Here is a 19,910-nt window from a genome sequence, read left to right as displayed (position 1 = left end):
AGCTGGGCCATGAGAATTGCGATCAACGGATTCGGCCGTATTGGCCGCACGATTCTGCGTCAGGTCCTCAGCCTGCCGCAGCATTCGGACATCGAACTGGTGCTGATCAACGATATCGCGCCGCTCGAGACCTGCGCCTATCTGTTTCAATACGACAGCACCTTCGGCCCTTACCCCGGTTCCGTCGCTTGCGGGGATGCCGCGCTGGTCATTGATGAGCGTATCATCCCGATGTCGCACAGCACCGATCTGGCGCGGGTGGACCTGTCTGGCGTCGACGTCATGCTGGACTGCACCGGCATCGCGCGGACGTCGGATGTCGCCAGCCGCGGCCTGAGCGCGGGTGCTGGTAAGGTGTTGATCTCCGGCCCTTCTCCCGCGGCTGAGCTGACCGTGGTGCTGGGGGCAAACGAGGACCAGTTGGGCAATGCGCGGATCGTGTCCAATGCGTCATGCACCACCAATGGTCTGGCCCCGCTGGTCAAGCTGCTCGACACGATGGGCGGGCTGGTGTCAGCCCATATGACCACCATCCACTGCTATACCAACAGCCAGCCCATGATCGACGCCCCGCGCGGAGACCTCGCGCGTTCCCGCGCCGGGGCGCTGTCGATGGTGCCCACAACCTCCAGCGCCACACATCTGATTGATGTGGTCCTGCCCCACCTCGCGGGGCGCATCTCGGGCGCGGCGGTGCGGGTTCCGACGGCAAGCGTCTCGGCGGTTGACCTCGTGGCGACGCTCGAACGCGGCATGACCACCGAACAGTTTGACCACGCGCTGCGCGCAGCAATCGCAACCTCCGAGGTTCTGGGTTGGACAGATCACCCTCTCGTCTCGTCCGACCTGAGGGCACGTTCTGAATCTCTGATCATCGCAGGCCCCGAGACCCGCCAGATCGGAGAACATCAAACCCGCGTCTTCGGCTGGTATGACAATGAATGGGGTTTCTCAGCCCGGATGCTGGATGTGGCCCGCCTGATGGCCGACGCCTGACCGCAGCGGGCGGGCTTGCCCGCGCGCTGCCCGGCCCAACGGGTCCCGAGGGGCATCTTTGATGCACCCGGACCGGGCGGGAGCGTCTCGGTTTAGCCTTCGGTCACTTCGTAAGGGTCTTCGAACCAGAATTCTTCCAGATTATCGCCCGCCCCGATCCGGTCCACCACCGCAAACAGCCCGGGCCCATGCAGCGGAGTCAGAACACCATGCCAGACGCCGCGATGATAGTTCACCGCCTGCCCCGGCTGGGTGACAAAGGCGCGTGGTCGCGCTGGCCGCCCGCCCTCATCCGGCGCGACGATTACCAGAAACGGCTGCTGTGTCATCGGGATGAACGCCTGACTGCCGTCGGGATGCCGCTCGACCATGTCTAGCCGATAGGGCAACGCACGCGGATTGGCGTTGAACAGGCTGAGCCCCGCGCGACCGTCCGCAAATTCCAACGCCGCACGGTCGTGATACCGCCCGCATTGCCCTTGATTGATGATCTTGTCGGGCTCTCCCGCGACCTCGATCAGATCCCCAAACGGCGCGAATGCCTCAGCCGAGATCGGCTCAACCACGATACGAGTCATGACAGCACTAGGTCTCGCAGGCGAAACTCGGCAATGCGTTCGACCTGACGGCAGGCTTCAGCAAATTCCGTATCCCGATCCTGATCGATCCGCCGCTCAAAGGCTTGCAGGATTGAGGCTTTGTCATGATCCCGCACCGCAATGATGAACGGGAACCCGAATTTCTCGGTATAGCGCTGGTTCAGTTCAGTAAACGCCGCCCGTTCTTCATCCGTCAGCGCATCCAAGCCCGCCGAGGCCTGCTCGGACGTACTTTCCTGCGTCAACCGCTTGGCCTGAGCCAGCTTGCCCGCGAGGTCGGGATGCGCAGTCAGCACGCCCAACCGTTCCGCCTCAGAAGCCGAACGGAACATCCGCGCGAGAGCATTGTGCAGCCCGCCCGCCATATCATGCGCCGGGCCAAGCTCAAGATCAAAGGCGCGCTCCGCGATCCATGCTGAATGCTCGAAAATGCCCCCATAAGCTGCGACAAACGCCTCTCGGTCCATTTGCGAAGGCCTCGGCCTTTGCATCGGAGGATGGGTATTGGCCCAATGCTCCGCAATCTGCAGGCGCGTCGCAAACCACACATCCGAGAACCCGCGCGCGTAATCCAGAAAGCGTTTCAGTGCCATGACCCGCCCCGGTCGCCCGATCAGACGGCAATGCAGGCCGATCGATAGCATCTTCGGTGCACCGGCCTCGCCCTCAGCATAGAGCGCATCGAAGCTGTCCTTGAGATAGGAATAGAACTGATCACCCGCATTGAACCCCTGCGGCGTGGCAAAACGCATGTCGTTGCAGTCCAGCGTATAGGGAACGATCAACTGATCCCGCCCCCCGGTCTGCATCCAATAGGGCAGATCATCGGCATAGGTGTCCGCGACATAGGCAAACCCACCCTCTTCCGCCACCAGACGAACCGTATTCTCTGAACAGCGCCCCGTGTACCACCCGCGCGGACGTTCCCCGACCACTTCGGTGTGCAGGCGGATAGCCTCGGCGATCTGTGCGCGCTCCTCATCCTCGGGCATGTCCTTGTGTTCGACCCATTTCAGCCCGTGGCTGGCAATCTCCCACCCGGCGGATTTCATGGCGGCAACCTGATCCGGGGACCGCGCCAGAGCGGTCGCGACGCCATAGACCGTGATCGGCAGGTCCTTCATCAACCTGTGCAATCGCCAGAACCCGGCCCGCGCGCCGTATTCATAGATCGATTCCATGTTCAAATGCCGCTGTCCTTGCCATTGCGCGGCCCCGACGATCTCGGACAGAAACGCCTCGGACGCGGCATCGCCATGCAGAACGCAATTCTCGCCGCCTTCTTCGTAGTTCAGCACGATCTGCACCGCCAGTTTCGCGCCGCCCGGCCATTTGGCATCCGGCGGGGTGGCTCCGTATCCGATCAGGTCCCGAGGGTAACGCGGCGGCTGCATGGTGTGTTCCAATTCGTTTACTGTTCCCGACAGCCTTAAACCAGAAAACCGCGCGGGATTATCAAATCAATCCGAACGCTGTTTCCGGTTCTTTCGGCATTTCCACTGTTTTCAACTTTGCGCCAGACTGTGACAAACCGAAAGGCAATTCAAAGGAGACACCCCGTGGCAGGTTATCTGACGACCCATGTTCTGGACACGGCGCGCGGCTGCCCGGCCGAGGGGCTGCGCATTGCGCTGTACCGGATTTCGGGCGACGCCCGTGACAAGCTCGCTGAGACCGAGACCAACGCGGACGGGCGCACCAACAGCCCGATCCTGCCGCAGGATGTGTTTGAAACCGGGACGTACGAGTTGATCTTCTTCGCCGGAGATTACCTGCGCGCCACCGGTCAGGACGGCGAAGCGCCCTTGTTTCTGGATCAGGTTCCGATCCGGTTCGGCATGTCCGACCCAGGCGCGCATTACCACGTGCCGCTGCTGCTATCGCCCTACGGCTACTCTACATATCGCGGCAGCTGAGCGCGGGCGCGGCGCGGTCCGATCTGGCCCATCTGGCAACGCGCTGACCAAAGGCGCAACCGCGCTGCGGCAAGGCCGCAGCGCCCGGCCCAACGCTGTGCGGTGCCGGAACGGCACAAACAGGGGCGGGAGCGCATCTTGGTTCAGTGTTCCGAGGCGCGGACCACCTTGCCGATGCGCTCGATCATGAAATCCATGAACAAACGCGCCTTGGGGTCCTGATGACGCCGATGCGTATAGAGACACGCCATCTGCACCGGCACCGGAGGGGTCTCGGTCGCTACGGGCACCAGACGGCCCGCTTTCAGATGATCTGACACTTCGAACACCGGCTTCATGGCGATGCCCTGCCCCGACAGCGCCCAATCGGTCAGGACGTCCCCGTCATCACATTCGAACCGACCGGACACCGCGAACCGCTTGGGGCCATCGGATGTGTCCAGCATCCACTGAAATTCGGTCGCGCCGGGAAAGCGCAGGTTCAGGCATTCGTGTTTGTCGGCGATCAGGTCAGCGCCAGTTACCGGCGTCCCCCGTCGCGCGACATAGTCCGGCGCTGCGCACAGCACACGCTGGCAGTCGGCGATTTTACGGATGCGCAAGGTGCTGTCCTCTGGCTGACCGATGAAAAACGCCAGATCCAACCCTTCGGTGGTCAGATCGACCGACCGGTCTGTCAGCCGCAGGCGCACGTCAATCTCGGGGTATTCCGACAGAAAATCAGGCACATACGGGGCCAACAGCCTCCGCCCCACGCCAAGCGGAGCCGCTACGAAAAGCGAACCGCGCGGTGCTTCGGTCAGGTGGGTGACCTGAGCCTCGGCCTCATCCACCGCATCCAGTACAGCCACCGCGCCGGGATAAAAGGCTTTGCCCTGCTCGGTCGGCGATAGGTTCCGCGTGGTGCGCTGAAACAGGCGGACGCCCAGATGATCCTCCAGCTGAGAAATGCGTGCCGAGGTCACCGCAGGTGAAATCCGCAGGTCTCGCCCGGCGGCGGACATGCTGCCAAGATCGTAGACGCGAACAAAGGTGCGGATATTGTCGAGATAGGACATCTTATCGTTTTTTTTGATACAGTTTGACAATATACGGGAATACCGAAGAAAAGCCCCTTTGCCTAGTGTGACGGCAACTGATCGGAGAGAGCTTTCATGTACGACTTTGCCGTGTTCTGGGACTGGATGGCTTTTGGCGTGCGCTGGCTGCACGTCATCACCGCAATCGCCTGGATCGGATCCTCGTTCTATTTCATCGCGCTGGACCTTGGTCTGAACCGCAACATCCCCGGCCCGGCGGATGGTGAGGAATGGCAGGTACATGGCGGCGGCTTTTACCACATCCAGAAATATCTGGTCGCCCCGGAACGGATGCCAGAGCATCTGACCTGGTTCAAATGGGAAAGCTACGCGACCTGGCTCAGTGGCGCCGCGCTGCTGATGATCGTCTATTGGGCTGGCGGAGAGCTTTATCTGATCGACGCCCAAAAGGTCGATCTGGCGTTGTGGCAGGGTATTCTGATCTCAGCTGCCTCTCTGACCATCGGCTGGTTGATCTATGATTACCTGTGCAAATCCGGCTTGGGCGAACGCCCGACCCTGCTGATGGTGTTGCTGTTCGTGCTGCTGGTGGTCATGGGCTGGGGCTACAACCAAATCTTCACCGGGCGCGCGATGATGCTGCATCTGGGCGCGTTCACGGCCACGATCATGACCGCCAACGTGTTCTTCATCATCATGCCGAACCAGCGCATCGTGGTGGACGGCCTCAAAAACGGGCGCACGCCGGATCCGAAATACGGCAAGATCGCCAAGCTGCGATCAACGCATAACAATTACCTGACGCTGCCGGTCGTGTTCCTGATGCTGTCGAACCACTACCCGTTGGCCTTTGCGACCGAATACAACTGGATCATCGCTGCACTGGTGTTCCTGATGGGCGTCACCATCCGGCACTACTTCAACACGCGCCACGCCCGCGCCGGAAACCCGACTTGGACATGGGCCGTCACCGCGCTGCTTTTCCTTGCGATCATGTGGCTTTCGACCGCCACGATGCACGAAACGCTGGACGAGGCCGAGGCTGCCGCACTCACACCCTATGAACAGAAATTCGCCGAAGCCGACGGGTTCGAAGACGCGCATGATATCGTATTGGGCCGTTGTTCGATGTGCCACGCGCGCGAGCCTGTGTGGGAGGGTATCCTGTGGGCGCCCAAGGGCGTGCTGCTGGAAACCAAAGCCGACATCGCCCGCAACGCGCAGCAGATTTATCTGCAATCCGGCGTCACCCACGCCATGCCCCCCGCAAACGTGACCTATATGGAGCCCGAAGACCGCGCCGCGATCATTCGCTGGTTCCGCAACGCGGACCTCTAGGCCGAAAAATCGCGTTTAGTGCTTCCCCTGCGCGCCATCAGATGCTCTAACAAGAACCTAACAAGCCGCACGAACGCACATCGCGGCCAAAGTGATTTCGACTTGGGGCAGTTGGAGCCAGTTTAATGATCCGGAGCAGACCGCGCAGCGTTCTGAGATGCTGGCTTTACGGCACGCTGGTCGCCCTGTCCCCCACCCTTGCCGCGGCACTTGAAACCACGCTGTCCGTACCAGGGGCCTCGAAAGATATTGTAGACCGGCTCGAGGAGACCTCTTCAGTCTTCACGTCGGAATCGCGCGGGCTCGATACCTCGCTGGAAATCCTGTCTGCGGCGCTGTCGGATTACCGCACCATCGTTCAGATCATGTATGACGAGGGGTATTTCAGCCCCGTGGTCAGCATCAAGCTGGACGGGCAGGAGGCGACCAATATCAACTCGCTGAACGTCCCGGCGCAGTTCAGCCGAGCGGCGATCTCGGTTCAGCCGGGACCGAAGTTCAAATTCGGCACCGCCGTGGTTCAACCCCTTGCGCCCGAAACGGTACTGCCTGAAGACTTTGCAACTGGCAAGCTGGCCACAACCGGCGCAATTCGGGACGCGGCACTGGCCGGGGTGCAGGGCTGGCGCGACGATGGTCATGCCAAGGCGGATGTCGCGGATCAGAAGGTAATAGCCCGCCATTCGCAAGCCCGGCTGGACGCAACGATTGATCTGGACCCGGGGCCACGCCTGACCTTCGGCAAAATGATCATTCAGGGTGACACCAATGTTAAGCATAAGTCGATCCGGGACATCGCGGGCTTCCCGAGTGGAGAAGTCTACTCTCCTGAGCAGGTCCAGAAGGTTGGCACCCGACTGCGCCGTACGGGGACGTTCAGCTCGGTCTCGCTGAAGGAACGCGATACGCCCAATCCCGATGGCACGCTGGACTTTGACGCCACGTTCGAGGACCTGCCCCCCCGCCGCCTGACCTTCGGGGCCGAGATCGCCTCGCGCGATGGGGTCGACGTCACGGCCACATGGACACACCGCAACGTGTTCCGTCGTGCCGAACGCCTGCGGTTCGAGGCCGCCATCCGTAATATCGGCGGGGCCGAGGATATCGACGGGCGCATCGGCCTGCGTCTGGATCAGCCCGACCGGCTTGGCCCGGATGATAACACCTTCTGGAGCGCCCTTCTCGAGCGACGCAATACCGAGAACTACAACGTCTCGGTCGCGGCGTTGTCTTACGGCGCGCGGCGCACGTTCTCGGACCGGCTCTATGCCGAAGCCTCGGCCGGGTTTCAGTATTCCGACGCCGATGACGCCTTTGGCGACGGGCGCAAGTTCCGGTATTTCATCCTGCCGTTCCGGTCCGAATGGGATGAGCGCGACAGCAAGGTCAGCGCCACCCGCGGGTATTTTCTGGACGCTCAGGTGATGCCGTTCATCGGGTTTTCGGAAACAGATACCGGTTTGCGCATGTTCTTTGACGGGCGCGCCTATAACGATCTGGGCACCAACGGGTGGCTGGTGCTTGCCGGGCGGGTGCAACTGGGATCGGTCATTGGGCCATCGCTGGACGGGGTCACACCAGACTTTCTGTTCTTCTCGGGCGGCGCGGGCACGGTTCGGGGTCAGCCCTTCGAAAGCCTCGGCATTCCCATCGGGGACGGGGTCGCGGGCGGCAAATCCTTTCTGGGACTTTCAGCCGAGGTGCGCGGACGCGTAACCGACGCGATCTCGCTGGTGGGGTTCTACGATTACGGCGTGGTCGACACCTCGTCCTTCATCGGCAGCGGGTCCGAGGAACATTCTGGCGCGGGACTGGGCATCCGCTATGATCTGGGTGGTTTCGGCCCCCTGCGCTTTGACCTTGCCGTACCGGTTCAAGGCGACACCGGGGCTGGGCTGCAGTTCTATCTTGGGATCGGGCAAGCGTTTTGATGCGTCGCGTTGCATATCCCCTGCTGCTGAGCTCGGTGGCTTTCGCCGCCCCCGTTTCCGCGCAGGACGAAGACGGCGGCAGCATGATCGAGCGTTTCCTGCAAGACACCCTGTCGGGCGACGACCAGAACGTGCGCGTGATCGGGCTGCAAGGCGCGCTGAGTTCCCGCGCCACCATACAGGAGATCACGGTTGCCGATGACGAAGGCGTCTGGCTTACCATCAAAAACGCCGAGCTGGACTGGAACCGGCTGGGGCTGTTGCGGGGCCGCTTCTCGGTCAACGCGCTGACGGCGCAAGAGATCGATATCGCTCGGGCGCCCGGCACGACGACCAAAGAGGGCCCCCCACCCTCGACCGAGACACAACCGTTTCAACTGCCCGAGCTGCCGGTCTCGATCGAGATCGGCGAGCTGCGCGTAGACGACCTGTCGCTGGGGGAGCCGCTGATCGGGGTCGCGGCTGATCTGCAGGTGAACGGGAACCTGTCGCTGGCAGGCGGTGCGCTGGACACCACGCTGGATATCGATCGGCTGGACCGGGCGGGGGATACTATCGACCTGACGGCGGGCTTTGACAATTCAAGCCGCCAGATCGATCTGGACCTGACCGTTGCCGAAGCCTCGGGTGGGTTGATCGCAACCGCGCTGGGCGTGCCCGACACACCGCCCATCGAACTGACGGCCAAAGGGTCCGGCCCGGTCAGCGATTTCACCGCCGATATCGGCCTCAGCAGCGATCAGCAGTTGCGCGTCACCGGTCAGGTCCGGTTGCGTAGCGCAGAAGAGGGTGGGACCGCCGCGGACGGCATCGCCTTCACCGCCGATTTGGGCGGTGACCTGACGCCGTTTCTGGCCGAGAGCATGGACACGTTCTTTGGCACCGACACCAAGCTGTTCGTCGATGGCCGCACCCATCCCGACGGCGCGCTGGATATCTCGGACATCGAAATCACCTCGCAGGCGTTGGAGCTGAAAAGCCAACTCAGCCTCGGCGCGGGCGGCGCACTACAATTGGCCGCACTGCAGGGCCGGATCACGCCGCCCGAGGGCGACAGTGTCGTGCTACCCATCAGCGGTGGCGACACCTCAATCGGCGCGGCGCAGATCTCGGCGCTGTTCAATGCCGAGAATGGGAACCTGTGGGACCTGAGCCTGACCACAAATGCTGTCTCGACACCCAATCTGAAACTGGAACACGCGCGCATCACCGGTCAGGGCGCGCTGGATCAGAGTAATGGGCTGTCGGTCGATGGCGACCTGCAGGCGGTTCTGGACGGGCTGGAGATGGCCGATCCGGCGCTTGGCACGGCGATTGGCGATCAGATCACGCTGGACGGGCAGTTCGACTATGGCAGCGACCAGTCGCTGGAACTGTCGGGATTCGAACTGGTCGGCAGCGATTATACGCTGGGCGCAGATGCGGTGATCAGCGGTCTGGCGACCGGGCTGCAGGTAGATGGCAACGCCACGTTGCGGGCCAGCGACCTGTCGCGATTCTCGGATCTGGCGCAGCTGCAGTTGGGCGGAGAGGCCTCGATTCGGGTGCAGGGCAACGGCTCACCGCTTGAGCGCAGCTTTGACGGCAAGGTGGTGGTCAGCGGGCGCGACCTGTCCACCGGGCGCGACGATATCGACCCGGTGATCTCGGGCGAGACCGAGATCACGCTGGATGCCAAGCGCGGCACGGACGGCGTGACCATACGCAAATTCGCTATCACCAGCGAGGCGGTGACAGCACAAGCCAGCGGTACGGTCACAACGCCGGACGGCAATGTCTCGATCGACGGGCAGGCCAACGTCAATGCCTCGGATTTGTCGGTGTTCTCTGGCCTCGCCAAGCGCGAACTGGCCGGTGCCGTTCAGGCCCGGCTGGATGGCAAGGGCACCGTTCAGACGCTGGAATTCGACGGGCAGGCCAGCGTGATCGGCACCGATATCCAGACCGGGATAAGCGATATCGACCCGCTGCTGACAGGCCGCACCACGATCAACTTTGACGGTGCGCGCTCGGACGATCAGATCGTTATTCGCAGCGCGACGATCAATGGCAAAGCCCTGACCGCCGAGGTCGCGGCGACGATCGATGATCCCACGGGCGAGCTTGCAGTGGATGGTTCGGCCGAGGTGAACGCGCCCGATCTGTCGCTGTTTTCGGGGCTGGCGGGGCGTGAGTTGGCCGGGTCAATCAAGGCCGATCTTGCGGGTCAGGGTGCAAAAGGCAGCAAGACCTTTGATGTGAAGGGCAATGTTACGGCGGATGATATCGGCACCGGTATCGATCTGGTTGACGGGCTGGTGCAGGGCCGCACCACGCTGAACGTGGACGCGGTGAATAACGATCAGGGCCTGAACATCCGCACTTTCCAGCTGAACGGCACGGCACTGACCGCCGATGCGTCGGGCCAATTGGACCGCGACGCGGGCGGGCTGACCTTTTCGGCGGCGCTGGACGATATGAACCGCCTCTCGCCCACCTTGTCCGGTCCGCTGCGGCTGGAGGGAAACGTGGCCCCCACCGGCTCGGGGCTGGAAGGCACCGCGCGACTTTTGGGGCCCGAAAGCTCGTATGCCAGCCTGTCGGGCAGCGTCGACACAAATGGTGCCGCCGATCTGGATTTCGACGCCCGCCTCAACCGGATCGAACGGTTTGCCCCCGATTTCCCCGGCACCGTCTCGGCCACGGGCACCGCAAAACGGGACGCGGGCAAATGGACAATCGACGCCAAGGCCGAAGGCCCAGCCCAGATCAACAGCACCGTCGCAGGCACGTTTGACGAAACCAGCGGCACCGCCGATCTGAAAATGCAAGGCGGGGTCAATATCGGCATCGCCAACGCCTTTATCTCGCCCAACAGCCTGCAAGGCACGGCGCGCTTCGATCTGGCCCTGCAAGGCGCCCCCTCGCTGAGCGCGCTCAGCGGTACGATCTCGACCTCGGGCACTTCGATGGCGCTGCCAGAGGTGGGTCAGACGATCACCGGCATCTCGGGGGCCGTCACGCTGGCGCAGAGCCGCGCGGCGATTGATCTGCGCGGCGGCGTCCGTGCGGGCGGAGGCTTTACGGTCACTGGCCCCGTCGACCTGACGCCGCCCTTCAATGCGCAGATCACCACCGCGCTCAACAATCTGGTTCTGACCGACAAGCTGCTCTATGAGACCACGCTCAACGGTCAGATCGCGCTGACCGGAGCGTTGGCGGGCAACAGCGCGATTGCCGGGCAGATCAATTTCGGCGAGACCAACATCAACCTGGCAGCCGCCGCAGGCGCCGTGGGTGCCGCCCCGATCCCGCCGATGGAGCATCTGAACGAAAGCCGCGCGGGGTTTGTGACCCGCGAACGCGCCAATCTGGTCAAAAGCGAGGAGGCCGCACAAAGCAATTCCCGTATCACGCTGGATGTCGGCCTTCTGGCCCCCAAGGCGGTTTTTGTGCGCGGGCGCGGGGTGAATGCGGAGCTGGGCGGACGTATCCAGATCGGTGGCACCACAACGGCAGTGGTGCCCTCGGGGCAGATCGAACTGATCCGCGGTAATATCGACATTCTGGGTCGGCGTCTGGCGCTGACCAAAGGTCTGGTGACCCTGCAGGGCGACCTGACCCCCTATATCGAGTTCGAATCCTCGACCAGCACCTCGGACGGCACGGCCACGATTGAGATCGCCGGACCATTGGACTCGCCCGAGGTCACCGTATTCTCGGACCCCGAGCGGCCCACCGAAGAGGCGTTGGCCATGCTGCTTTTCGGTAACCGGTTCTCAGAGTTGTCGCCCTTTGTCATCGCGCAGATGGCGGCATCCCTGGCCCAGCTCAGCGGTGCCGGAGGGGACGCGACCAAGGGGTTGCGGGATTCAACAGGTCTGGACACTGTCGACATCGGCGCGACCGAAGGCGGCGCGGGCCGCCTGGGCGCGGGCGCATATCTCAGCGACAACCTCTATACCGATTTCACCGTCAATACCGAGGGCGATACCGAGGTGAACCTGAATCTGGACGTCACCGACAGCTTCACCTTGCGCGGCACCGTAGATGGCCGCGGAGAAACCGGGCTGGGCATCTTCTTCGAACGCGACTACTGACGGCCCTAACCGTTCCGTCAGGTGTTAAACAGGAAGTGCATCACGTCGCCATCGCGGACGATATAGCCCTTCCCCTCGGCCCGCATCTTGCCGGCCTCTTTCGCGCCCTGTTCGCCATTCGCCGCGATGTAGTCGTCATAGGCGATGGTTTCGGCACGGATGAAACCTTTTTCGAAATCCCCGTGGATGACACCCGCGGCCTGCGGCGCAGCGGTGCCGATCCGAATGGTCCAGGCGCGCGCTTCCTTCGGGCCGACGGTGAAATAGGTCTCAAGCTTCAGCAGGTCGTATCCCGCGCGGATCAGACGGTCGAGGCCCGCCTCTTCCAGCCCCATTTCCTCGAGGAACATCTGCGCTTCGTCCTCTTCCAGCAGGCTGATCTCTTCTTCGATCTTGGCACTGATGATGACATGCGCGTTGCCCTGTTCGGCCGCCATCTCGGCCACGCGGGCTGAGTATTCATTGCCCTCGGCGGCTTCTTCCTCGGACACGTTGCAGACGTACAAGACCGGCTTGGTGGTCAGAAGCTGCAGCATCTTCCAGGCCTTTGCGTCTTCGTCGCTGACCTCGACCAGACGCGCGGGCTTGCCGCTTTCCAGCATCTCTTGCGCCGTCGCCAGCAGGCGATCCTGCTGCTGCGCTTCCTTGTCGTTGCCCTTGAGCTTGCGCACCAGATTGGCGCGGCGCTTTTCGATGCTCTCGAGATCGGCCAGCATCAGTTCGGTCTCGATGGTGTCGGCATCGGCCACGGGATCGACCCGGCCATCCACATGGGTCACGTCGCCGTCTTCGAAACAGCGCAGCACATGGGCGATGGCGTCCGTCTCGCGGATGTTGGCCAGAAACTGATTGCCCAGCCCCTCACCTTTTGAGGCGCCTTTGACCAGACCTGCGATATCCACAAAGGTCATCCGCGTCGGGATGATCTGCTTGGACGACGCAATCGCCGCCAGCTTGTCCAGCCGCGCGTCAGGCACGGCCACATCGCCCACATTGGGCTCGATGGTGCAGAACGGGAAGTTCGCCGCCTGCGCAGCGGCGGTCTTGGTCAGCGCGTTGAAGAGGGTCGACTTGCCAACATTCGGCAGACCCACGATTCCCATCTTAAAGCCCATTGCGGCCTCCTGAATACCGTACGAGCGCTGCTTCTATGCAGGTCCGGGTCGATGCGCAAGGCGCTGGGGTCCGATCACCAGCCGAGTCCAATCGGCCACATCACGAAATCGGGATCACATTGTGTTCTTGCGCGCATTGAAAACACGCACTTATGGTCACCAATAGATAAAATCAGAATAAACGACGGACGTGGTAGTGACGATGAAATCCCTTCTTGTTTTGGCATTTACCCTGGCAGCAGCAGGCGCGGCGCAGGCACAATCTGTGATCTTTGGCGCAGGGTATGCAGATTACTCGGCAGGCTCGGCCGATGATCAGGCTGTCTTTTCGCTGGAATACCAGCACCGCCCCTTTCATGAGGCGACCCGGTTCAGCGCAACCTGGGGCGCAGCCCTGACCGTCGACACAGACGGAGACACCCATCTGGGTGCCGGTCTGGTCGGTCTCTACAGCTTTGCGGACCGCTGGTTCGTCGAAGGGAGCGTGTTCCCGGGCTACTATAACGAATCGAACACCGCGAACGATCTGGGTGGCGATTTCCAGATCCGCAGCCTTCTGGGGCTTGGCTATGAGCTGGACAGTGGCAACAAGGTCTCGGTAGCGATCACCCATATCTCGAACGCCAGCACGCAGGATGACAACCCCGGCGTGAATGCCGTGTTCCTGCGCTATCACTACGCCTTCTGAAGCCGCGCCCCCCCCAAGCGGGATTGATTTTCGTCGAAAGTTTCTGCACATCAGGTCGAAACCTCGTGTGCAAGGACTTCCGATGACCCGTATCGACGCCAAATTCGCCGCTTTGAAAGCCGAAGGAAAGAAGGCCTTTGTTGCCTATGTCATGGCGGGCGATCCAGATTACGAGACCTCGCTTGAGGTGGTAAAGGGGCTACCCGGCGCAGGCGTCGACGTGATCGAACTGGGCCTGCCGTTCACCGATCCGATGGCCGATGGCCCGACCATTCAGGCTGCCGGCCAGCGCGCGCTGGATTGCGGCATGACGCTGCAGCGCACGCTGGATCTGGCCCGTGCCTTTCGCGAGACTGACGATACGACGCCGATCGTGCTAATGGGTTACTACAATCCGATCTACAGCCGGGGTGTCGAGGCATTCCTCGACGACGCCAAGGCCGCCGGTATCGACGGGCTGATCGTCGTCGACCTGCCCCCCGAAGAGGATGCTGAGCTGTGCCTGCCCGCACAGGCCGCCGGGTTGAACTTCATCCGGCTGGCGACCCCCACCACCGATGACAAACGCCTGCCCCGCGTGCTGCAGAACACATCGGGCTTCGTCTATTATGTGTCGATCACTGGCATCACTGGTGCCGCCGAGGCGCAGGCCACCGATGTCGGCCCCGAGGTATCGCGGATCAAGGCGCAAACCGATCTTCCGGTCATCGTCGGATTTGGCATCAACACCCCCGACAAGTCGCGCGCGATTGCCAGTGTGGCCGACGGCGCGGTGGTCGGCTCGGCCATTGTCAGCCAGATCGGCGCAGGCAAGCCAGTGGCCGAGGTGCTCGACTTCGTCAAATCTCTGGCCGATGGTGCCCATTCGGCCTGACAATCCGACTGAATCCCGGGAAATTCTGACAAGCCCCAGCAGGCGATCTGCCTGCTGGGGCTTTCTATTGCGCGCGCGGCAACCGACCGCATCCAATCCATGTTGCGAAGGGTCGCATAAATTGGTAAAGAAACTTAACCAATCCAGCAGAGGCCCGATTTCATGCCCGTGATTACGAATATCGAAGATCTCAAACGCATCTACGAACGCCGCGTCCCGCGGATGTTCTACGACTACGCCGAAAGCGGCAGCTGGACAGAACAGACCTTCCGCGACAACAGCTCAGATTTCGACGACATCCGCCTGCGCCAGCGGGTTGCGGTGGACATGACCGGGCGTACCACCGCGTCGCAAATGATCGGGCAGGATGTCTCGATGCCGGTCGCACTGGCCCCCGTTGGCCTTACAGGCATGCAGCACGCGGATGGCGAGATCAAAGCGGCCAAAGCCGCCGAGGCCTTTGGCGTGCCCTTCACGCTGTCCACGATGTCGATCAATTCCATCGAAGATGTGGCCGAGAGCACCTCGGCACCGTTCTGGTTTCAGCTATATACGATGAAGGATCAGGACTATGTCGGACGATTGATCCAGCGGGCCAAGGACGCCAAATGTTCTGCGCTCGTCATCACGCTGGACCTGCAGATTCTAGGTCAGCGCCACAAGGACCTGAAGAACGGCCTGTCCGCCCCGCCAAAGCTGACCCCCAAGACCATCGCCAACCTGATGACAAAATGGGCCTGGGGCATCGAGATGCTGGGGGCCAAACGCAGGGAATTCGGCAATATCGTGGGCCATGTCCACAATGTCACCGACACCAGATCGCTGGGCACATGGACGGCGGAACAGTTCGACCCCAGCCTGGACTGGGGCAAGGTCGAGAAACTGATGGAGCAATGGGGCGGCAAGGTCATCCTCAAGGGCATTCTGGACGCCGAGGATGCCAAGATGGCGGCCAAGCTGGGGGCTGACGCGATTGTGGTCTCGAACCACGGCGGACGGCAACTGGACGGGGCGCTCAGTTCGATCCGGGTCCTGCCCGAGATTATGGACGCAGTCGGCGGTGACGTCGAAGTGCACCTCGACAGCGGCATCCGCTCGGGCCAAGATGTCTTGAAGGCACTGGCACTTGGGGCCAAGGGCACTTTCATCGGCCGCGCCTTTGTTTACGGTCTGGGTGCGATGGGTCAGAAAGGCGTGACAACCGCGCTGGAAGTGATCCAGAAGGAACTCGACACAACCATGGCCTTGTGCGGAGAACGAGACGTGGTCAATCTGGGGCGTCACAACCTGCTGATCCCCGAGGATTTTGGCGGTCGCTGGCAAGCCTGACCGCTTGCCGGACCCAAGGATGGGGGCGCTGCCCCCGCCGCCCTGCGGGCGACTCCCCCGGGATATTTTTGGCCAGATGAAGCAGGGGATCCGATCTTCATCTGGCTATAAATATCCCGGAGCGCGAGGCAGAGCCTCGCAAAAATCACAGCTGGGCAAAAACCCCTTTCCAATCTGGATGAATCAAGCTAAGGACGCGGCTTCACGCGGGCATACAGCCTTGGAGGATGCCCGCCCTAACATTGGAGAATTATCATGGCTGGAGAGATTCCTGATCTCGTAGCTCTGGAACGGACGGGGACAGGCAAGGGCGCCGCTCGTCAGGCACGCCGCGACGGCATGGTTCCGGGCATTGTATTTGGTGGCGACAAAGAGCCGCTGCCGATCCAGATCCCGTTCAACGTTCTGTTCAAGCGTCTGAAAGCGGGCCGGTTCAAGTCGACCCTGTGGAACCTGAAGGTTGAAGGCCACGAAGACGTCCGCGTCATCTGCCGCGACGTTCAGCGTGACGTCGTCAAGGACCTGCCGACCCACCTGGACCTGATGCGTCTGCGCCGGACCACCAAGATCGCGCTGTTCATCCCGGTTGAATTCGTCAACGAAGAAGCGGCCCCCGGCATCAAGAAGGGCGGCGTTCTGACCGTTGTCCGCCCTGAGGTCGAACTGGTTTGCACCGCGGGTGACATCCCCGAGAAAATCACCGTTGATCTGACTGGCATGGAGATCAACGACGTTGTCACCATTTCGTCGGTTGACCTGCCGGGCGGCACCAAGCCGACCATCGACCGTGACTTCGTGATCGCCAACGTCTCGGCCCCGACCGGTCTGGCGTCCAGTGACGATGAAGAGGGTGAAGACGGTGAAGTCGCAGCTGATGAAGTTGAAGTCATCGGCGAGGACCAAGCCGAAGAATAAGTTCGGACCAAGTCCGGAAATTGAAACGGGGCCCCGACGTGGCCCCGTTTTTTTGTGGCCGGGTTGGGCTAGAAAATGGTGTGCGTTTCATGTCATCACCCCAAGGTGCGATAGGGCTTAGGACGAGATGATGAAACTGTTTGTCGGTTTGGGAAACCCGGGTCAGAAATACGCCCGCAACCGGCACAATATCGGCTTCATGGCGCTGGACCGCATCGCCGAGGACCACAGCTTTGGCCCTTGGAAATCCAAGTTTCAGGCCGAACTGTCCGAAGGCCGCCTTGGAGGCGAGAAAGTTCTGTTGCTGAAACCGCAGACCTTCATGAACCGCTCGGGTCAGTCGGTGGGTGAGGCGATGCGCTTCTACAAGCTGGATTCAACGGATGTCACCGTCTTTCATGACGAGTTGGATCTGGCCCCCGGAAAGGTCCGCGTGAAGGCCGGCGGGGGCCATGCTGGGCACAATGGCCTACGCTCGATCCACCAACATATCAGCCCGGCCTATGACCGCGTGCGTCTGGGGATCGGTCATCCGGGGCGGAAAGAGATGGTCTCGCCCTACGTGCTCAGCGATTTTGCCAAGGCCGATTCCGAGTGGTTGGAGGATGTTCTGCGTGGCGTCTCGGACGGGGCGGCCCATCTGGCTGCGGACGAGAGCGGCAAGTTCATGAATGCGGTCGCGCTGCGCACCGCACCGCCCCGGTCTTCGAAATCACCCGCTAAGGCCGATACCACGCCCAAGGCCGTACCTGACACCGAACCAGCGCCGGACGAGCGTTCTCCGATGCAGAAGCTTCTGGACAAGTTCAGGTAGGCGTGCCGCCACGTAGCGATTGCGCAGCGGACCGGACCGGGGTCCAATGGCCGGGACATTGGGAGGCATCGTATGAGATCGGTTCTAAAATGGCTGTTGCGTATCACGCTGGCTTTGGCGCTGGCGGCAATTGTCGTCGGGGTTTGGAAACGCGAAGAGATTCAGCGGCTGATGGCCGTGAACTCTTTGTTTTCCGAGGAAAAGATCGTTCACAACTTCTCGCATATGGATGAGGCTTTCCTGACCGTCGACCTGCCCCGCGGCACCGGCCCGACATGGGAGCTGCCCTATGGCTCCGGCTTTGATCTGCCCGCAGGAACGGATCAATGGATCGACGATCGTGCGGTGACCTCTCTGCTGGTGATGCAGAACGGCGAGATCCGGTTCGAAGAATACTATCTGGGCACCGGCCCCGAGGATCGCCGGATCTCGTGGTCGGTCGCCAAAAGCTATCTGTCGGCCCTGTTCGGCATCCTGATGGCCGAGGGCGCGATTGCGTCGCTGGATGACCCGGTCGTGCAATATGCGCCTGCCCTGAAAGGCAGCGCCTATGAAACGGCGACGATCCGCAATGTGTTGAACATGGCCAGCGGCGTGACCTTCGACGAGGACTATCTGGACTATAACTCCGACATCAACCGGATGGGGCGGGTCGTGGCTTTGGGCGGAGCGTTGGACGATTTTGCAGCCTCATTGCAAGACAGTTTCACGACACCGGGCGAGACATGGCAATATGTGTCGATCGACACCCATGTGATCGGGATGGTCATTCGCGGTGCCACGGGGCGCAGCGTGGCCGAGTTGCTGACCGAAAAGATCATCGAACCGCTGGGGTTGGAGCGGGACGGCTACTACATCACCGATGGTGCAGGCGTGGCCTTCGTGCTGGGTGGTCTGAACTTTACTACCCGCGATTTTGCCCGATTTGGGCAGATGATCCTGCAGAACGGGGTGCGCGACGGTGTGCAGGTGGTTCCCGCCGATTGGATTGCCGAATCGACCTGGCCCAGCGCGCCGACCGAACCAGGTAAGATCGGCTATGGTTATCAGTGGTGGATACCGGTTGGCGCGCATGAGGGCGAGTTTCTGGCACGTGGCGTCTATGGCCAGTACATCTATTGTGATCAGGCGCGGGGCGTTCTGATCGTGACCACAGGTGCCGACCGCAAGTTCCGTGAACCGGGCGTCAGCGCCCAGAATGTCGAAATCTTCCGCAACATCGCGCAAAGCCTGTAAGGTGAGGCCATGCAGAAGCAAGACAGCATCAACGTACTGGGCGGCGTGCTGGAGCCCTGCTCGCGCGATCCTCTGACCGGTTTTTTCCGTGACGGGGCCTGCAACACCTGCCCCGAGGATCAGGGCAGCCATACGGTCTGCGCGGTGATGACGGCCGAGTTTCTGGCCTTTTCCAAATATGTCGGCAACGACCTGAGCACCCCGCGCCCAGAGTTCGACTTTCCGGGCCTGAAACCCGGCGACAGCTGGTGTCTGTGCGCCGGGCGGTTTCTGCAGGCCCATGACGAAGGTTGCGCGCCGATGGTGCGGTTAGAGGCCACCCATCAACGGGCGCTGGACATCGTTCCACTGGCGGTTCTGAAGACACAGCAGAGCTAGGCGGCGCGGGCCAGATATCCTCGGGACGTGCGCGAGGGTGGTCCTGCGGGAAAGCCGTGTTCCGCCTGCAAGGCCCACCCGGTGCGGGTCAGCATGTCGGCCACCACATCCGGGCGATAGGTGCGATGTCGCCACTGAAACCAGATGATTGCATTGCACCAGTGCGGCTTGCTGACGACCAGCCACAGCGCGGCCCCGGGTTCCGCCAGATCGCGCATCCGGCGCAGCGCTGCGACCGGATCAGCGCAATGTTCCAGCACATGCGCGGCCAGCAGGCAGTCGAAACGCGAAGGGGGCTGAAACTCTTCCAGACGGGTCTGCACCGTGTCGGCGGCGATGCCCCTATGTTGCAGCGCCGATTGCGCCAGTTGCAGCATCCGGGCCGAAGGCTCCAGCAACGTGATCCGCCCGTTGGGCTGCGCAACCGCGCGTGCCTCGGCAAAAGCGCCGGTGCCGCAGCCGATATCCAGCGCGTTCAGGCCCAGATATGCCTGAGGGGCGGATGACAGAAAGCCCAGATAGGCATCAAAATACCCAAGCAGCCGCATCTTGTCCGCCCAGCCGGGGGCGGCCTTGTCATATTTCCGGTCAAGATGCCCGTTGGCCTTTGAGGATGCGCTGCACATATCGGGCAGACTGGCACATTTCCCCAAAGGCGCAAA

The 19,910-nt window shown here is 61.9% G+C and carries 17 protein-coding genes; 12 read left to right on the top strand and 5 right to left on the bottom strand.

What is annotated here, in order from left to right:
* The first annotated feature begins 9 nt into the window (after nt 1-9).
* Nucleotides 10-996, top strand: coding sequence for a type I glyceraldehyde-3-phosphate dehydrogenase (locus tag ACR1XV_RS00840; RefSeq protein ID WP_480528371.1), 987 nt, complete (start codon nt 10-12; stop codon nt 994-996).
* A 92-nt stretch (nt 997-1,088) separates the two neighbouring features.
* Here the strand turns inward: ACR1XV_RS00840 and ACR1XV_RS00835 are convergent, their stop codons facing one another.
* The gene (locus tag ACR1XV_RS00835) at nt 1,089-1,574 is read right to left on the bottom strand and encodes an ureidoglycolate lyase (protein WP_480528370.1); all 486 of its coding nucleotides are present in this window, start codon (nt 1,572-1,574) and stop codon (nt 1,089-1,091) included.
* On the bottom strand, nt 1,571-2,989 hold the full coding sequence (gene puuE, locus ACR1XV_RS00830; protein ID WP_480528369.1) for an allantoinase PuuE: 1,419 nt from the start codon (nt 2,987-2,989) through the stop codon (nt 1,571-1,573). The genes ACR1XV_RS00835 and puuE overlap by 4 nt, the downstream gene beginning before the upstream one ends.
* A 165-nt stretch (nt 2,990-3,154) precedes the next feature.
* Here puuE and uraH point away from each other — a divergent pair, with 165 nt between their 5' ends.
* Nucleotides 3,155-3,511, top strand: coding sequence for a hydroxyisourate hydrolase (uraH, locus tag ACR1XV_RS00825; RefSeq protein ID WP_480528368.1), 357 nt, complete (start codon nt 3,155-3,157; stop codon nt 3,509-3,511).
* 143 nt (nt 3,512-3,654) lie between these two features.
* On the opposite strand, the gene ACR1XV_RS00820 is transcribed toward uraH, so the two are convergent.
* Nucleotides 3,655-4,569, bottom strand: coding sequence for a LysR family transcriptional regulator (locus ACR1XV_RS00820; protein WP_480528367.1), 915 nt, complete (start codon nt 4,567-4,569; stop codon nt 3,655-3,657).
* Between the two features lie 96 nt (nt 4,570-4,665).
* On the opposite strand from ACR1XV_RS00820, the gene ACR1XV_RS00815 reads away from it, so the two are divergent.
* The 3 genes from ACR1XV_RS00815 to ACR1XV_RS00805 all read left to right on the top strand — a co-directional run bounded on the left by ACR1XV_RS00815 (nt 4,666) and on the right by ACR1XV_RS00805 (nt 11,899).
* On the top strand, nt 4,666-5,889 hold the full coding sequence (locus ACR1XV_RS00815) for a urate hydroxylase PuuD (RefSeq protein WP_480528366.1): 1,224 nt from the start codon (nt 4,666-4,668) through the stop codon (nt 5,887-5,889).
* Nucleotides 5,890-6,014: 125 nt separating this feature from the next.
* Nucleotides 6,015-7,820 (top strand): autotransporter assembly complex protein TamA, encoded by a 1,806-nt coding sequence (locus ACR1XV_RS00810; RefSeq protein ID WP_480528365.1) that lies wholly within the window; start codon nt 6,015-6,017, stop codon nt 7,818-7,820.
* Entirely contained in the window at nt 7,820-11,899 is a 4,080-nt protein-coding gene (locus ACR1XV_RS00805; protein ID WP_480528364.1) for a translocation/assembly module TamB domain-containing protein, read from the top strand. Before ACR1XV_RS00810 ends, ACR1XV_RS00805 begins: the two co-directional genes overlap by 1 nt.
* Nucleotides 11,900-11,916: 17 nt before the next feature.
* On the opposite strand, the gene ychF is transcribed toward ACR1XV_RS00805, so the two are convergent.
* On the bottom strand, nt 11,917-13,014 hold the full coding sequence (gene ychF, locus ACR1XV_RS00800; protein ID WP_480528363.1) for a redox-regulated ATPase YchF: 1,098 nt from the start codon (nt 13,012-13,014) through the stop codon (nt 11,917-11,919).
* Nucleotides 13,015-13,216: 202 nt separating this feature from the next.
* On the opposite strand from ychF, the gene ACR1XV_RS00795 reads away from it, so the two are divergent.
* From ACR1XV_RS00795 to ACR1XV_RS00765, 7 genes are all read left to right on the top strand, one after another.
* Nucleotides 13,217-13,702 (top strand): acyloxyacyl hydrolase, encoded by a 486-nt coding sequence (locus ACR1XV_RS00795; RefSeq protein WP_480528361.1) that lies wholly within the window; start codon nt 13,217-13,219, stop codon nt 13,700-13,702.
* A gap of 82 nt (nt 13,703-13,784) precedes the next feature.
* Complete coding sequence (gene trpA, locus ACR1XV_RS00790) at nt 13,785-14,576, top strand: tryptophan synthase subunit alpha (protein ID WP_480528360.1); 792 nt, start codon at nt 13,785-13,787, stop codon at nt 14,574-14,576.
* A gap of 162 nt (nt 14,577-14,738) precedes the next feature.
* Nucleotides 14,739-15,905, top strand: coding sequence for an alpha-hydroxy acid oxidase (locus tag ACR1XV_RS00785; protein WP_480528359.1), 1,167 nt, complete (start codon nt 14,739-14,741; stop codon nt 15,903-15,905).
* A gap of 255 nt (nt 15,906-16,160) precedes the next feature.
* The gene (locus ACR1XV_RS00780; RefSeq protein WP_480528358.1) at nt 16,161-16,820 is read left to right on the top strand and encodes a 50S ribosomal protein L25/general stress protein Ctc; all 660 of its coding nucleotides are present in this window, start codon (nt 16,161-16,163) and stop codon (nt 16,818-16,820) included.
* A 130-nt stretch (nt 16,821-16,950) separates the two neighbouring features.
* The gene (pth, locus tag ACR1XV_RS00775) at nt 16,951-17,634 is read left to right on the top strand and encodes an aminoacyl-tRNA hydrolase (protein ID WP_480528357.1); all 684 of its coding nucleotides are present in this window, start codon (nt 16,951-16,953) and stop codon (nt 17,632-17,634) included.
* Between the two features lie 72 nt (nt 17,635-17,706).
* Nucleotides 17,707-18,870 carry a serine hydrolase domain-containing protein gene (locus ACR1XV_RS00770; RefSeq protein ID WP_480528356.1) on the top strand — a complete coding sequence of 388 codons (1,164 nt, stop codon included), beginning with the start codon at nt 17,707-17,709 and terminating at the stop codon, nt 18,868-18,870.
* 9 nt (nt 18,871-18,879) lie between these two features.
* A complete protein-coding gene (locus ACR1XV_RS00765; RefSeq protein WP_480528355.1) occupies nt 18,880-19,248 on the top strand; it encodes a DUF2237 family protein in 369 nt (122 codons plus the stop codon).
* Here ACR1XV_RS00765 and ACR1XV_RS00760 read toward each other — a convergent pair.
* On the bottom strand, nt 19,245-19,874 hold the full coding sequence (locus tag ACR1XV_RS00760; RefSeq protein WP_480528354.1) for a class I SAM-dependent methyltransferase: 630 nt from the start codon (nt 19,872-19,874) through the stop codon (nt 19,245-19,247). The genes ACR1XV_RS00765 and ACR1XV_RS00760 overlap by 4 nt on opposite strands.
* Between the last annotated feature and the right edge of the window lie 36 nt (nt 19,875-19,910).

This window comes from Ruegeria sp. AD2(2025) (assembly GCF_056542385.1).
The sequence above is the reverse complement of the archived record's forward strand: the minus strand, read 5'-3'. Positions and strand labels throughout refer to the sequence as shown.